Origin of the sequence: Chitinophaga pinensis (assembly GCF_007896845.1) — a bacterium.
Taxonomy (GTDB): Bacteria; Bacteroidota; Bacteroidia; order Chitinophagales; family Chitinophagaceae; genus Chitinophaga; species Chitinophaga pinensis_C.
This window is the reverse complement of record NZ_VOHS01000015.1, coordinates 44076-58295: the sequence shown is the minus strand read 5'-3', so window position 1 is coordinate 58295 and position 14220 is coordinate 44076. Positions and strand designations below refer to the sequence as shown.

Sequence of the window (14220 nt, the reverse complement as noted above, 5' to 3'; positions counted from 1 at the left end):
TCCTGACTATTCCATTAATTTGATCTCATATAAGGCATAAAAAAGGCAGCGCCGAAGGTTTATCCTCCAGCGCTGCCTTTTTTTATGCCTTATTATTTTCTTCTTAGAAGTTTGTATTGACGATCAGAGACGCTCTGTCAGCATTTACGAAGTCCATTGGGATAATACCATATCTGCCATGTGTATTGGTTGTGAAATAGGTATTGATCTTCGGATTGATCGCGTTGGATACAGTTGTGATGCTTGGAATACCAAAGATCAGTGATTTGTAACCGCTGGTGAAGTTGATATACAGGGTGTTGTTGCTCTGTGTGCTGGACTCGGTGAACAGGTTCGTTGCGTTTGTCCACTTTGCGTTATTGTCAGGCACTACATACTGATCCTGTACTTTCAGGGTTGCATTGCTGTTGCTGATAGTAAAAGTGGTGTTGTCAGCCCAGCTGGTAGCTTCGATACCTTTTGGTGTAGCAGTAGCACCGAATCTTCTTACCAATACGATCTTTCCTCTTACCTGTCCCAGTGTTGGGATAGTAGCACCGGTAGACCAATAGCTGGAATACTTCTGTACATAAGTGTCGAAAGTCTGCTCGAATGAACGGGTATTGTCGGTAGCATCATACTCCTCTTTTACGCTCATAACAATGGTTTCTTTCGGATGTGCTGCAAGGAAGCTGGTACAGGCGCCCAATACATCATCAAAGTTCAGGTTCTGATAGATAGAACCGTGGTGAATAGCGAATGCATTACCAATGTGGCGGCAACGGATATCAAGGAAACGTACACCCGCTTCCAGCTGCTGCGCAATGGTCAGGTCCTGACATTTTGCGGTACCAGATACAGGTTCAACACGGGCGCCACTGTCGTGCGTACCCGGAATAGACAATGCGGCGAGGCTGGTATTGTCGGCCAGACTTGTCATCCAGCTGTTCATTGCTACAGCTGCAGCTTGCGCGGTTACAGCTACTTCGTTTTCAACACGGAGTGCAGGTGCTGGTTGCGTAACATCCTCTTTGGAACATGCAGAAAAGAATACAGTAGACAGCAGAAAGCCGGCAACGGGCATGAAACGTTGTGTTTTCATCTTGTAGGTTTAATTGTAGGTTTAAGGTTTATATGGAGTAAAGATTTTATTACAGGTTTTCATTCTGCACGGGTCTTCACATATGAAAGACACATATAAAAGGCTTTCCAACTATCCGAAAAATAGAGTTAACAATACGGTAATAATAGGCTGCTTGTCTGCAGTATAACGGCATCTTTATAAAAACGGGGGAGAAGGGTGGTAAATAGTCTTCAGAGATGTGTGTAAGGAGAGACTGATACTGTTTAGGTATTTACTATCCTTCGTTGATCCTTCGTTGATGAACGAAGGATCAACGAAGGATGACTATTATCTAAGTAATATGAAAGCGGGATAGAAAACATAAAATACATATACCGGGTGGTACTTATAGCGCAGCCGGGAGCTATTTTTCCACTGCAGACTTAAAACCTGGGATGGAACCTCTGCAGGGTATCGCGCAGGAATTCCCTGTCGAGGTGCGTATAGATCTCGGTTGTAGTAATACTTTCATGACCCAGCATTTCCTGTACGGCCCGGAGGTCAGCACCACCTTCCACAAGATGCGTGGCAAAGGAGTGCCGGAAAGTATGGGGAGACACCTGTTTATCAATACCGGCGGCTCCCGCAAGGTCTTTAATAACAAGGAATATCATGACACGGGTCAGCGCACTACCCCGGCGATTCAGGAAAAGGATGTCTTCCTGTCCTTTTTTGACGGGAACATGCACCCTGACTTCGTCCTTATATATATTGATGTATTTCATGGCGTCGCTACCGATGGGTACCAGTCGTTCCTTGTCACCTTTACCAACGACCCGGATAAAACCTGCGTCAAAATGAAGCTGGGAGATCTGCAGGCTGATCACTTCGCTGACGCGGAGACCACAGCTGTACATGGTTTCCAGAATGGCCCGGTTCCTTTGTCCTTCGGGAGTACCCGCCTTAATCTGTCCGATAATCTGCTCAATTTCCTCAAAACTGAGTACATCAGGGAGGTGTCTTTTCGTTTTAGGAGCCTCCAGCAGGAGGGTAGGGTCCTGACGGACAACATCTTCGAGTGCCAGATAGCGGTAAAAAGATTTGATACCCGAAATAATACGGGCCTGGGAGGTGGCGGTCATCCCGAGGGTAGCAATCCAGTGTACACAGGCCTGAAGGTCGGAGAGAGATACCTGATCAGGAGGGTATTGTTTATTGGCAGATTGCAGGTACTGGATCAGCTTTTCGACATCGCGGAGGTAAGCCTCGATAGAATTGGCGGAAAGCGAGCGTTCCAGCTGAAGATATGACCTGAATCCTTTGAGATAAGCGTCCCACATGAGTGGCAAGATAAGAAAGATGAAGGGCTAAAAATACAAAAGGCCGTCCAGCCATATGGCGGACGGCCCCTGATATCTACTACCGGTAGCGGACTACCGGCACGGTAATTAGAATTTTTCCAGACCGGAGAAGAAGAAATCACCTTCGATTGCTGCGTTCTCGTCAGAATCAGAACCGTGAACCGCGTTACGGCCGATAGATTCAGCGTAGATCTTACGGATTGTACCTTCTTCTGCGTTAGCAGGGTTAGTAGCACCGATCAGTTTACGGAAATCTTCAACAGCGTTGTCTTTTTCCAGGATAGCAGCCACGATATGACCACTGCTCATGAAGTCAACCAGTTCACCGTAGAAAGGTCTTTCTTTATGCACAGCATAGAATTCGCCAGCTTTCTGCGCAGAAAGACGGGTCATTTTCATTGCTACGATGCGGAAACCTGCCTCGTTAATTTTGTTCAGAATGCCACCGATATGACCGTTTTCTACGGCATCCGGCTTAATCATTGTAAAAGTTCTGTTGTTAGCCATATATTTAGAATTCCTAATTAACTAATTTTGCGCGCAAATGTAGCTAGAATTTGTTTAGTGATAAAAAAAAAGAGAACTTCGCACTTCATTTTTTCGTAAAAACGGTTACGTTTTATTGTTAATATAAAAGCAGGTCAGCCTGCATATTTAAAGGTTAAGAATGAAGAGGATAGAGGAAATTAAGCCTTTGCTGGAGACCCCTAAAAGAGTGGTAATAACGATGCATCAGAAACCCGATGCAGATGCAATGGGCTCATCGCTGGCCTTATATCATTATCTGAGACAGAAAGGGCATGATGTAACCGTGATTTCTCCGACCAATTTCCCGGACTTCCTGATCTGGATGCCCGGTGCAAAGGACGTACTCGATTTTGAATCCATGCAGGAAAAGGCGTTTAAGGCACTGGAAGGTATTGATCTGCTGTTTTGCCTGGATTTCAATGCACTATACCGTACCAAGAGTATGGAGCCGTATCTGACAAAGATGGCGTGCACGAAAATCCTGATCGATCATCACCTCGAGCCGCAACCGACTTTCGAGTACGGCGTCAGCGATACTAGCGCTTCATCTACTGCACAGCTGGTATATGAAACGATCTATAAATTAGGAGATGAACAGTACATTAACGAAGACATGGCGCAGTGTATCTATGCCGGCACCATGACGGATACAGGTTCTTTCCGTTTTGCATCTACCTCCGCGAGAGTACACCGTATGGTGGCTGATCTGTTTGACCGTGGTCTGAAACATGAAATCATCCACTCTGCGATCTACGATAATTTCCTTGAAAACCGCCTGCGGTTCCTGGGCCATAGCCTGCTGAACCGTATGGAAGTATACTATGAATACAATACCGCTATGATCGCTATCCCATATACTGATCTGAAGCGTTTTGACCTGCAGACCGGCGATACAGAAGGAGTGGTAAACTTCCTGCTCTCTATTCAGGGTATCAAACTGGCGGCACTGATCATAGACCGTCACTCGGAAATTAAGCTATCTTTCCGCTCCAAGGGAGATTTTGACGTAAATACCTTCGCAAGAAAATATTTCGACGGCGGCGGACATTTCCACGCTTCCGGCGGACACAGCTCTGAGACACTCGATAAGACCGTAGAACATTTTCTCGACGCCATTAAAGAAAACGAAGAGCAGTTACAATAAGTTATTCAATCCTACTAATACAGTCAAATGAAAAAGAACAAACAGTTATTGGTTGCAGCATTAGGCCTTTTCCTGGCGAGCTGCGGTGCCGGTGGTGGCGCCAAAAAAACTCCAGGTGGCGTAGATTTCGTTGTTCATAAGTCAGGAAGCGGCGCGCAGCTGAAGCTGGGCGACACCGTACTGTTGAACATCATCCAGAGTCTGAACGATTCAGTTATAGTTGAATCCCGTAAAGTAGCAGGCGGTCCTGTTCCTTTCGTGATCTCCAAATCAGTAAATAAGTACGACCTGATGGATGGTCTGGTAATGCTGAAAGAAGGCGATAGCGCTACTTTCACTATTCCTATCGATAGCTTGCCTCAGCGTCCGCCAATGGCGAAAAAAGGTGATAAGCTGAATTTGACTTTTGTAGTAGTAGGTACCTATACTGGCGCAAAGCAGAAAGCTGCTGATGACAAAATCATCGCTGAATACGCTAAAACTAACAAACTGAACACTACCACCACTCCTGAAGGTGTTTATGTAGCAGTAGCCGAACAGGGTGCTGGCGAAAAACCACAGGTAGGTGATACTGTTGTTGTTCACTACACCGGTAAACTGATCAATGGTACTGTATTCGATTCAAGCCTGGATACTACTTTAAGACCAGGTGCGAAAATCGAGCCTATCAGATTCCCTCTGGGTCGCGGTTTCGTGATCAAAGGCTGGGATGCTGGTATCGCAGCACTGAACAAAGGCAGCAAAGCTACCCTGCTGATCCCTTCTACTTTAGGTTACGGTTTACAGGCAAGTGGTCCTATCCCTGCTAACTCTGTACTGGTATTTGACGTACAGCTGGTTGACATCGTGAAAGGCAAGCCTGAAGCTCCTGCAGCTCTTCAGCCAGGCAAGTAATTACTAAGGTTGTTAAAATATTAAGAGGCTGTTCACGACCGTGAACAGCCTCTTTTTTTTAGGGAAATCAGGAATGACATTGTCTTATCAATAAAAAGAGCGTCAGCCATAGGCGGGACGCTCTTTCTTATCATTAATTCTGATTGTACTAAGCATATCCTTCTACCATCACCTCATACATCTTCACCTTCAGTTCTTCCAGTGAAATATCCTGTACCAGATTGCCATCCTGCGCATAAGAAATGGTGCCTCTTTCTTCTGATACGATGATAGCAAGGTTATCGCTATGCTCCGTGATACCTACTGCCGAACGGTGACGGAGACCAATACGCGTAGGCAGATTAGGATTCTCGGATACAGGCAGTATTACCTTTGCAGCGAGGATCTTGTTACCTACAATGATCAATGCGCCATCATGCAGAGGGCTCCCTTTGCAGAAGATGCTTTCCAGCAGTTTGGCATTGATATTACTATCAATAGCGATGCTGGACGCAGTATCAAACTTTACACGATAAGTATTGGCAATCACAATCAGTGCCCCGGTGCGGGTACCCGCCATACGGGCTACTGCAGTGATCACTTCATTAATGATATTCTCTTCTTCTTTATAACTCTTGAACCGGTCGGGCAGAAACAGTTTGGTAAAGAAACTGTCTTTACTCAAAGGGGCTTTCTTGCCCAGTACCAGCAGGAACTTGCGGATCTCCGGCTGGAAGATAATAATGATAGCGATCAGTCCTACGTTGATGAAACTCTGTAACAACGTCGAAAGGATCGGCATCTGCAGATGCTGTACAATAAAGTAAGCAAGATATATCATCAACAGCCCTACGAAAATGTTAAACGCAAGGCTTCCCTTCAGCAGACGATACAACTGAATCACCAGGAATATAACAATCGCAGCATCCAGTATATTCAGCCAGTGGAAACGATATCCGTAAAAACTAAATAAATCCTCCATAGATTGTAAAAATAGCAAATATTTACCAGCTATAATGCATTCATATACTGTGTGATCTTCACCGCTTCCATGGCGGCTTTCACATCATGTACACGCAGGATATGCGCTCCCTGCTGTAAAGCAAGTGTATGCAATATCGTTGTACCATTCAGAGCCTCAGCAGGCGTTGTTTCCAGTAATTTATAAATCATGGATTTCCGCGAAATACCTACGAGCAGAGGGCATTCCAGCATATGAAAAATACTTAGTTTTTTGAGTAGTGTATAGTTGTGTGCAATGGTTTTACCAAAGCCAAAACCCGGATCGATGATGACATCTTTGATGCCGGCTTCCAGACATTGTGCGCGTTTGCGTATGAAATAATCCAGTACTTCCTTTGTCACATCTTCATAATGCGGATGTTGCTGCATATTAGTAGGTGTACCCTGCATGTGCATAGCGATATAAGGTACGCCCAGTTTGCCGGCCGTAGGTATCATTTCCGCATCCAGATCACCGGCACTGATATCATTAATGATCGCTGCGCCCGCATTGACAGTCTGTTCAGCTACATTCGCATAGTAAGTGTCAATGGACAGGATAGCCTGCGGGAAATGCTCTTTCAGTGTACGTACTGCCGGTACGAGACGTTCCAGTTCGGTATCTGGTCCGACGGAGACAGAACCCGGACGGGTACTCTGCGCCCCGATATCCAGTATCTGAGCGCCTTCTTCGAGTAATTGTGCTGCTCTTTGCAGGATAAGATCAATATGCTGCGTTCTGCTGCCGGCAAAAAATGAGTCTTCCGTGATGTTGATAATACCCATCACCACTGGTTTGGACAAATCCAGCAATGTGCCCTGACAGTTGATGGTGGTATATTCGCCGTTCTTCCCTTCCATAGTATCCATTTGCATTTTATTGATTATTTTGCCAGACAAAAATAGAATAATGTGGTGATCTGCAAGTATGTATATCAGCACCGATAAAAAAGTTTATCCATGAAACTGCTCCTGAACCTATTAAGAATTATCGTTGGTGTTTTATTTATCTTCTCCGGTTTGGTCAAAGCAAATGATCCGCTGGGGCTCAGTTATAAAATGGAAGAGTTTTTTGAAGTGTTGCATATGACCTTCCTCTCTCCCTATTCACTGGCTTATTCTATTATCATGAATACAGCGGAAATTGCCCTTGGCGCAGCCTTGCTGCTGGGTTTCCGTATGAGAATAGTGTCTATACTGCTGCTGATCATGATCACCTTCTTTACCTTCCTGACCGGCTATGCGCTGTACAGCGGAGAAATTAAAGAATGTGGCTGTTTTGGTGACTGTATCAAACTGACAGCATCACAAACCTTCTGGAAGGATGTGGTATTGCTGGTCATGATCCTGATCCTCTTTTTGTATAATAAACGTATTAAGCCATTGTTCGGCAAACAGCTGAACTTTATACTGCTGATTGTATCTATCGTATTTGCAGGCGGTATTCAATGGTATACACTGGAACACCTGCCAATTGTAGACTGTCTGGGTTACAAAGTAGGTAACAACATTCCGGAAAAAATGAAACTGCCGCCAGGTGCCCGTCCGGCGGAATATGAGACAGTCCTGATATATGAAAAGGATGGTCAGCAGAAAGAATTTACAGCAGAGAACTATCCATGGTCAGACAGTACCTGGGTCTTTGTTGACCGTCGTGATAAATTAGTAAGAGAAGCAGAAGGAGAGGCGCCTGTAAAGGATTTCATCCTGACGGATGCAGATGGTGTGAATCAGACACAGGCTATTCTGGCTGAACCTACTCCTGTCTATCTTTTCCTTGTAAAGAATGTAAAAGAAGCAGGTAAAGGCTGGGATGCCAAGATGAAGGCACTGCAGGAACAGTTTAAAGCCGGAAAGGTCTACATTTATGGTGTTACCGCTTCCAGTAAGGAAGATATTTCGGCTTTTACCGCTGCGCACGGATTGCAGTTCCCATTCGTTCAGATGGATGGAACGGCTATTAAAACAGCCGGAAGAAGCAATCCTTGTCTGATTTTGCTTGAAAAAGGCACCATCAAAGGAAAATGGCATTATAACGATATACCATAAACCGCATGTTCAGATTTCTGCTGCGTAAACTCAGTTATGGCATACTGGTATTACTGGGAGTAGTGGTACTGGTATTTTTCCTGTTCAATGTACTGCCGGGTGATCCGGCCAGGCTGACACTGGGACAGCGCGCAGACGTCACATCGCTGGAAAATGTAAGAAAGGAATTGCATCTGGATAAATCCTTACCGGTGCAATTCCTTTTATATTTAAATGACCTTTCGCCGATAGGCATACATTCCCTCGCAGCAGCCAAAGGCAATATGCATTACCTGACGCTGGCACATCTGGAGGAAGAACGCATCCTCGTACTGAAAACGCCTTATCTGCGGCGTTCCTATCAGGGTAAAAAAGAAGTCTGGGAAATATTGACAGAAGCATTACCCGGCACGCTGGTATTAGCTTTAGCGGCTATGTTGTTTGCAACAGTGGTGGGAATCGGACTTGGCGTATTATCCGCAGTAAAACAAAATACATGGATGGATACAGGTGCTGTTTTTGCCAGTGTGGTCGGCATTTCTGCGCCCTCGTTTTTTATGGGGATTGTCGTGGCGTATCTTTTCGGGTTTGTTTTAAGCGATTATACCGGTCTGCATATGACAGGGAGTCTGTTTGAAACAGACGCTTTTGCCGGTCGTATTCTTAATCTGCGTAATCTTATATTGCCTGCCATTACATTGGGCATCCGTCCACTGGCTATCATCGTACAACTGACACGCAGCGCCATGCTCGATGTGCTGCATCAGGATTATATCCGTACCGCTTATGCTAAAGGTCTGCCTACCCGGATTGTTGTGTTCAGACATGCCTTGAGGAATGCATTAAATCCCGTTATTACGGCTATTACCGGCTGGTTTGCCGAACTGCTGGCAGGCGCCTTTTTTGTTGAATATATCTTCGGATGGAAGGGAATCGGTAAAATCACTGTAGACGCCCTTGAGAAGTTCGATTTCCCTGTACTGATGGGATCTATCTTATTTACAGCGGGTATTTTTGTACTTATTAACCTGCTGGCGGATCTGCTGTATACCATTATTGATCCACGTATTAAGTTATAAACGACTCATTTGTAGTGAGTTAATATTTCCCGAAAAAAACTTTCCCTTTTTTTGAAACAAAGTATTTTATGGATCGTCTTCTTTATGTAAACGCCCTGTAGCATCCGGGATGAAGAAAAGAGGGAATGGACATGGAAGCAGCAACGGTTATCTGAAACTTAGCAACAAGGAATCTGTTATTTATGTCATTAGCAATATTTCTCTCACAAGTAGTCCCTGTCAGGCAGAAGCTTTATCGCTTCGCTTACAGACTGCTGGAAAATGAAGAGGATGCGATGGACGTAACACAAGATACCCTGATGAAGGTGTGGCAACAGCAGGAACGGATGACTGACCTGCAGAATATGGAGGCATGGTGTATGCGTATTGTGCGCAATCTGGCGCTGGACAAACTGAAGGCGCGGAAGTACAGAAGGTCGGAAGACCTTGATACTGCCAGCGAATTACCGGCCATACAGCAGGAGAATCCACATATAGTTGCAGAAAAGCAGGACGTCATGAAAAGAGTGCATGGTATCATTGCCGGCTTGCCGGAAAAATACCGTACTATTATACAATTGAGAGATATCGATGGATACAGCTACCAGGAAATAGCAGATATTCTGGTCATCGAACTGAGTGAGGTGAAGACCAATCTTCACCGGGCCAGAAAAGTGGTACGTGAACAATTACAAAAACTGCAAGTGTATGGAGTTTAATAAGATCAGGGAGTTAGTCGACCGCTATTGGGATGGCGCCTCTACATTGGAGGAAGAGGAGGAACTGCGCAGTTTTTTCAGCATGGAACACCCTCATCTGCCTGCTGATCTTAAAGAAGCGCAGGCATTGTTCGGCTACTTTGCGGCCGAAGCGGATATCCCGATGCCGGTATTCCCTGAGATCGGTACCCTGACCGGACAGACACCAGCAACCGGAAAGACGGTTGTAAGAACAATGGTGTGGCATCACTGGATGAAGTACGCAGCTGTTTTGCTGATGGCAATAGGTATTGGTTATGGCGCCAGACAATTCACCAGCAGACATGATGGTGTACTGGCAGAAAGATCCATAGCAGCAGATACTTACAACGATCCTAAAGAGGCATTTGCGGCAACACAGAAAGCATTGGCGCTCTTGTCCCGCAATCTCAACAAAGGAACGGCACAGGTACAGAAACTGTCTTACTTCAATGAGGCGACTGATAAGATCAAAGCAAATTAATTACGGCCATTCTATAATCTGACATAAAAAAAAACTTATGAAACGCTTTTTGTTTTTGGTGCTGTTTATGACAGTCACCGGTATGCATCTCTTTGCCCAACAGGGTAGTGGCATTGATCGCTTTTTTGAGAAATATGAAAATGATCAGACTTTTACACTGATCAGCGTAACGCCTAAAATGTTCAGTATGTTCAGCAAGCTGGACATCAACTCTAACGAGGGAAAACAATTCCTGCAGATCGTAAAAAGGATCAAGGGGCTGCGGATATTGGCCAAGGAAAATACCAAAGGCGGCAACCTGCTGTTCAAGGAGGCCTCTTCTCTGCTGAGTAAGGAGTTTGAAGAACTGATGACGGTACGAGATGGAAAAGACGACCTGCGTTTTATGGTCAAGGAAAATGCCAAAGGGAATATTGCGGAACTGATCATGCTGGTAGGTAGTGATACGGAATTCCTTGCTATGAGTCTGATAGGCGATATTGACCTCAACGAGATCAGTCAGCTGGCTAACAGCATGAATATCGACGGATTTGACAAACTGAAAAATATCAAAAAATAATTCATTTATCACCACAGCTCAACCCAAATAGTATGAAATACTTTTCCATCATTGCAGTAGCGCTTTTGCTGGTTGTTAGTCCGGCGATGGCACAAAAGAAATCATTGCGTAAATTCTATCGTCAGTACCGTGGAGACGCTGTAGGAGTGAGAATAGGCGTAGGACGGATTCCATTGAAATTCGCCAGCTGGATCATTCCTCATAGTGCGAAAATGGATAACGGCACAGAAATGAAAAGGATTATCAGTAAACTGCAGAAGGTGAAAGTATATACACTTGCAGGTATCAGCAACAGTCTGATTGACGCCAAAGCGATTCACCAGTTAAAGCAAACGTTGATTGAAAAAGACGGATTTGAATCACTGGTAGAAGTACGACATGAGGAGTCTAACGTGTATATGATGAACAAAGGGAAAGATGACGAACTGGGTAACGTGGTGATATTGGTGCAGGATGAAGAAGACTTTGTGATGGTGAATCTGCGGACGACGCTGCATATGGATGATGTGAATGCGTTGATACAGGGTTTTGTGAAGAACTAGTTATAATGGATTGTTTACGATAAGAGAAAATGGCCGGTCTGTTGCAGACCGGCCATTTTCTCTTATCAGGCGGCCATGAGGTCATCCTGTTTTTCGGCGACAGCTTTCTGTCTTAATACGAGTTCTTTTAAACGGCTTTCATCCGGTCAGGTGTTTCAAATAAAAAGAGGCTACTCATTATTTTGAGTAGCCTCTTGTATATAAGAAGGTAATAATTATCGTACGATCACTTCTCTTACTACAGGTTCACCCAGCATTTCGTTCACCAGTTTAATGATACGATCTTTTGAGTAGCTCAGTTCCTGTTTGAGTGGAGCAACAGTGGTAGCGATGTGTAATTTACCATCGATCAGCTGCAAATTCTCTGTATAACGGGAGATTGTTCTTCCCATCAGCTGTTCCCAGTTCTCTTGTATGCGCACTTCGGTCAGCCTCGGTTTGAGCCGGCTTTTCGACATGAAATCTTTCAGTGCATCCTCCATTGATGTAATTCCGTAACGCATTCCGCAAAGATACGTATTTCCTGATTACTCCATCTCCACTAATTGAAAGTTATCTGCATTTTCTTTAAATGCTGTGCTTATTCTATCAGCGTGGGTATCGGTGATGAAGACCTGTCCGTATACAGGACTGCTGACAAGATTAATTAAGCGGCTCACTCTGTCCTGATCCAGTTTCTCGAAGACGTCATCCAGCAAGAGGAGAGGAGGGAACTTTTTATGTTCCTTAATTACTTCAAACTGTGCGAGTTTGAGTGCAAAGAGAAAGCTTTTACGTTGTCCCTGAGAGGCGCTTGTTTTCATTGGATGATCGTCGAGCAGGAACTGCAGGTCATCTTTATGGATACCACCGGTGGTACGTTGCATCATCATATCCTTGTAGCGGTTGGCTGCAAGGAGTCCGGTAAAGGTCTGTTCATGCAGACCGGATTGGTATTGTATATTGACTGTTTCATGTTTACCAGCCAGATAATCATACAGTTGTTGTACCTGTTGGATGAAGCCGGGCAGGAAGGCGCGTCTCCATTCGAATACGGGCGTACCGTGACGAACCAGTTGTTCATCAAATATATCTAACAGTGTATCCTGACTACCACCCTGACCATTCATTGTTTTGAGCAGGGTATTCTTTTGTTGCAGTATTTTCTGATAGGTAATGAGGTGTTCGAGATAGCCCGGGTGTAACTGGCATAGCAGTGCATCGAGCCATTTACGGCGTTCCTCGCTGCCACCGAGTATAATCTCGGCGTCATCGGGTGCGATCATGACAGCGGGATAGCGGCCGATATGCTGGGAAAAGCGTTCGTAGGGTTCATCATTGAGGGCAATTTCTTTCTTGCCATCTTTGAGTGTACAGACGATCTTTCCTTCCTGATGATCTCTGTCCATGAAGCCTTCGAGCCGGAAGCCGTTGGTCTGGTACTGTGTATTCTGGGCTTCGCTGCTGGTAAAGTAGCTTTTAGTGAAGCATATATAATATATGGCATCGAGCAGATTGGTTTTGCCCGAGCCGTTCCGTCCGGTGATACCGACGATGCGTTTTTGGAAGCTGAAACTTTTTCCCGAATAATTTTTAAACTGAACGAGTGATATCTTTTTAAGCGACAGCAAATTAACCTTCTGATTATCAGTTATGAATTAAAAATAAATTTATCGTAATCCGCGCTGATGCCGGGAAAGACTGGAAATCAGGCCTTGTTGAAGAGGCGTTCAGGCGCGGTAACTTTGTGCAAAGTTGCAAAGTATTTAGTTTTTAGGATTTTCCTGTTATATTTGCGGACAAATTAAGAAACAGTGGCTACAAAAACAGACGTAAAGACGAAATTCACCAAAGAGACATATTTGTACTGGTATGAATTGATGCTCTTGCTGCGCCGCTTTGAAGAAAAAGCCGGCCAATTGTATGGGATGCAGAAGATTCGTGGTTTTTGCCACCTGTACATAGGACAGGAAGCAATTGCTGCGGGTGCGATGACAGCAACTAAACCGGACGATAAGTTCATCACTGCTTACCGCGACCACGCTCTGGCGATCGCGAAAGGAATGACTCCTGACGAATGTATGGCTGAGCTGTATGGTAAAGCGACAGGTTGTTCCAAAGGTAAAGGTGGTAGCATGCACTTCTTTGCTCCTGATAAAGGTTTCTTCGGCGGTCATGGTATCGTAGGTGCTCAGATCGGTACTGGTGCGGGTCTGGCATTTGCTGAGCAATACAAAGGAACTGATAACGTAGCGCTTTGCTTCTTCGGTGATGGTGCTGCCCGTCAGGGTATGCTGCATGAGACATTCAACATGGCTATGCTGTGGAAATTGCCTGTAATTTTTATTTGCGAAAATAACATGTACGCGATGGGTACTTCAGTAGAACGTACTTCTAACGTACTGGATATCTATAAGCTGGCGAATGCCTACGATATGCCAAGTGCTACTATCGATGGTATGAGCTGTGAAACGGTACATGAAGGTATCGACAGAGCGGTAAAACGTGCACGTGCCGGTGAAGGTCCTACCTTACTGGAAATCAAGACGTACCGTTACCGTGGTCACTCTATGAGTGATCCTGCGAAATACCGTACCAAAGAAGAGGTAGAAGAGTATAAAGATAAAGATCCTATCAATCAGGTACTGGCTACTATCCAGAAGAATAAATGGGCTACGGACGCTGAGATCGAAGCTATCAATGAGAAGGTAAAACAGGAAGTTGAACATTGCGTACAGTTCGCTGAAGAGTCTCCATGGCCTGCTGACGATGAACTGCTGAAAGACGTATATGTACAGGATGATTACCCGTTCATTGTTGACTAAATAATAAGAAAAGGTTAGCGATCCCGGCCGTTTAAGAATAAGCGGATGATTCGCTAAC

At 44.9% G+C, this 14220-nt stretch carries 16 protein-coding genes; 9 read left to right on the top strand and 7 right to left on the bottom strand.

Going from position 1 to position 14220, the window contains the following annotated elements:
- Positions 1-103 precede the first annotated feature (103 nt).
- The 3 genes from FEF09_RS16090 to FEF09_RS16080 all read right to left on the bottom strand — a co-directional run bounded on the left by FEF09_RS16090 (position 104) and on the right by FEF09_RS16080 (position 2910).
- Complete coding sequence (locus tag FEF09_RS16090; RefSeq protein ID WP_146306075.1) at positions 104-1081, bottom strand: phosphatidylinositol-specific phospholipase C; 978 nt, start codon at positions 1079-1081, stop codon at positions 104-106.
- A 404-nt stretch (positions 1082-1485) separates the two neighbouring features.
- Complete coding sequence (gene xerD, locus FEF09_RS16085; RefSeq protein WP_146306074.1) at positions 1486-2382, bottom strand: site-specific tyrosine recombinase XerD; 897 nt, start codon at positions 2380-2382, stop codon at positions 1486-1488.
- A gap of 108 nt (positions 2383-2490) precedes the next feature.
- Positions 2491-2910, bottom strand: a complete 420-nt coding sequence (locus tag FEF09_RS16080) for a nucleoside-diphosphate kinase (protein WP_146306073.1) — start codon at positions 2908-2910, stop codon at positions 2491-2493.
- Positions 2911-3070: 160 nt separating this feature from the next.
- On the opposite strand from FEF09_RS16080, the gene FEF09_RS16075 reads away from it, so the two are divergent.
- Complete coding sequence (locus FEF09_RS16075; protein ID WP_146306072.1) at positions 3071-4075, top strand: DHH family phosphoesterase; 1005 nt, start codon at positions 3071-3073, stop codon at positions 4073-4075.
- A 27-nt stretch (positions 4076-4102) separates the two neighbouring features.
- A complete protein-coding gene (locus FEF09_RS16070; protein WP_146306071.1) occupies positions 4103-4969 on the top strand; it encodes an FKBP-type peptidyl-prolyl cis-trans isomerase in 867 nt (288 codons plus the stop codon).
- 148 nt (positions 4970-5117) lie between these two features.
- On the opposite strand, the gene cdaA is transcribed toward FEF09_RS16070, so the two are convergent.
- Positions 5118-5930 carry a diadenylate cyclase CdaA gene (gene cdaA / locus FEF09_RS16065; protein ID WP_146306070.1) on the bottom strand — a complete coding sequence of 271 codons (813 nt, stop codon included), beginning with the start codon at positions 5928-5930 and terminating at the stop codon, positions 5118-5120.
- 29 nt (positions 5931-5959) lie between these two features.
- Positions 5960-6826 (bottom strand): dihydropteroate synthase, encoded by an 867-nt coding sequence (gene folP, locus FEF09_RS16060; protein ID WP_261387532.1) that lies wholly within the window; start codon positions 6824-6826, stop codon positions 5960-5962.
- 84 nt (positions 6827-6910) lie between these two features.
- On the opposite strand from folP, the gene FEF09_RS16055 reads away from it, so the two are divergent.
- The 6 genes from FEF09_RS16055 to FEF09_RS16030 all read left to right on the top strand — a co-directional run bounded on the left by FEF09_RS16055 (position 6911) and on the right by FEF09_RS16030 (position 11358).
- Positions 6911-7999, top strand: coding sequence for a BT_3928 family protein (locus tag FEF09_RS16055; RefSeq protein ID WP_146306069.1), 1089 nt, complete (start codon positions 6911-6913; stop codon positions 7997-7999).
- A 5-nt stretch (positions 8000-8004) separates the two neighbouring features.
- Positions 8005-9057 (top strand): ABC transporter permease, encoded by a 1053-nt coding sequence (locus tag FEF09_RS16050; RefSeq protein ID WP_146306068.1) that lies wholly within the window; start codon positions 8005-8007, stop codon positions 9055-9057.
- 182 nt (positions 9058-9239) lie between these two features.
- Complete coding sequence (locus FEF09_RS16045; RefSeq protein WP_146306067.1) at positions 9240-9755, top strand: RNA polymerase sigma factor; 516 nt, start codon at positions 9240-9242, stop codon at positions 9753-9755.
- Positions 9745-10257: a hypothetical protein gene (locus FEF09_RS16040; protein ID WP_146306066.1), complete on the top strand. Its 513-nt coding sequence runs from the start codon at positions 9745-9747 to the stop codon at positions 10255-10257. The genes FEF09_RS16045 and FEF09_RS16040 overlap by 11 nt, the downstream gene beginning before the upstream one ends.
- 37 nt (positions 10258-10294) lie before the next feature.
- Positions 10295-10816 carry a DUF4252 domain-containing protein gene (locus FEF09_RS16035; protein ID WP_146306065.1) on the top strand — a complete coding sequence of 174 codons (522 nt, stop codon included), beginning with the start codon at positions 10295-10297 and terminating at the stop codon, positions 10814-10816.
- Between the two features lie 32 nt (positions 10817-10848).
- Positions 10849-11358 carry a DUF4252 domain-containing protein gene (locus FEF09_RS16030; RefSeq protein ID WP_146306064.1) on the top strand — a complete coding sequence of 170 codons (510 nt, stop codon included), beginning with the start codon at positions 10849-10851 and terminating at the stop codon, positions 11356-11358.
- Between the two features lie 215 nt (positions 11359-11573).
- On the opposite strand, the gene FEF09_RS16025 is transcribed toward FEF09_RS16030, so the two are convergent.
- Both FEF09_RS16025 and recF read right to left on the bottom strand, forming a co-directional pair.
- Positions 11574-11861, bottom strand: a complete 288-nt coding sequence (locus FEF09_RS16025) for a DUF721 domain-containing protein (protein WP_089814011.1) — start codon at positions 11859-11861, stop codon at positions 11574-11576.
- Between the two features lie 24 nt (positions 11862-11885).
- On the bottom strand, positions 11886-12968 hold the full coding sequence (recF, locus tag FEF09_RS16020) for a DNA replication/repair protein RecF (RefSeq protein WP_146306063.1): 1083 nt from the start codon (positions 12966-12968) through the stop codon (positions 11886-11888).
- A gap of 183 nt (positions 12969-13151) precedes the next feature.
- On the opposite strand from recF, the gene pdhA reads away from it, so the two are divergent.
- Positions 13152-14162 (top strand): pyruvate dehydrogenase (acetyl-transferring) E1 component subunit alpha, encoded by a 1011-nt coding sequence (gene pdhA, locus FEF09_RS16015; RefSeq protein ID WP_146306062.1) that lies wholly within the window; start codon positions 13152-13154, stop codon positions 14160-14162.
- Positions 14163-14220: the final 58 nt, after the last annotated feature.

Coding starts and splice junctions, on each gene's coding strand:
- FEF09_RS16090 (WP_146306075.1), bottom strand. CDS start 1,081: ATGAAAACACAACGTTTCATGCCCGTTGCCGGCTTTCTGCTGTCTACT.
- xerD (WP_146306074.1), bottom strand. CDS start 2,382: ATGTGGGACGCTTATCTCAAAGGATTCAGGTCATATCTTCAGCTGGAA.
- FEF09_RS16080 (WP_146306073.1), bottom strand. CDS start 2,910: ATGGCTAACAACAGAACTTTTACAATGATTAAGCCGGATGCCGTAGAA.
- FEF09_RS16075 (WP_146306072.1), top strand. CDS start 3,071: ATGAAGAGGATAGAGGAAATTAAGCCTTTGCTGGAGACCCCTAAAAGA.
- FEF09_RS16070 (WP_146306071.1), top strand. CDS start 4,103: ATGAAAAAGAACAAACAGTTATTGGTTGCAGCATTAGGCCTTTTCCTG.
- cdaA (WP_146306070.1), bottom strand. CDS start 5,930: ATGGAGGATTTATTTAGTTTTTACGGATATCGTTTCCACTGGCTGAAT.
- folP (WP_261387532.1), bottom strand. CDS start 6,826: ATGCAAATGGATACTATGGAAGGGAAGAACGGCGAATATACCACCATC.
- FEF09_RS16055 (WP_146306069.1), top strand. CDS start 6,911: ATGAAACTGCTCCTGAACCTATTAAGAATTATCGTTGGTGTTTTATTT.
- FEF09_RS16050 (WP_146306068.1), top strand. CDS start 8,005: ATGTTCAGATTTCTGCTGCGTAAACTCAGTTATGGCATACTGGTATTA.
- FEF09_RS16045 (WP_146306067.1), top strand. CDS start 9,240: ATGTCATTAGCAATATTTCTCTCACAAGTAGTCCCTGTCAGGCAGAAG.
- FEF09_RS16040 (WP_146306066.1), top strand. CDS start 9,745: ATGGAGTTTAATAAGATCAGGGAGTTAGTCGACCGCTATTGGGATGGC.
- FEF09_RS16035 (WP_146306065.1), top strand. CDS start 10,295: ATGAAACGCTTTTTGTTTTTGGTGCTGTTTATGACAGTCACCGGTATG.
- FEF09_RS16030 (WP_146306064.1), top strand. CDS start 10,849: ATGAAATACTTTTCCATCATTGCAGTAGCGCTTTTGCTGGTTGTTAGT.
- FEF09_RS16025 (WP_089814011.1), bottom strand. CDS start 11,861: ATGCGTTACGGAATTACATCAATGGAGGATGCACTGAAAGATTTCATG.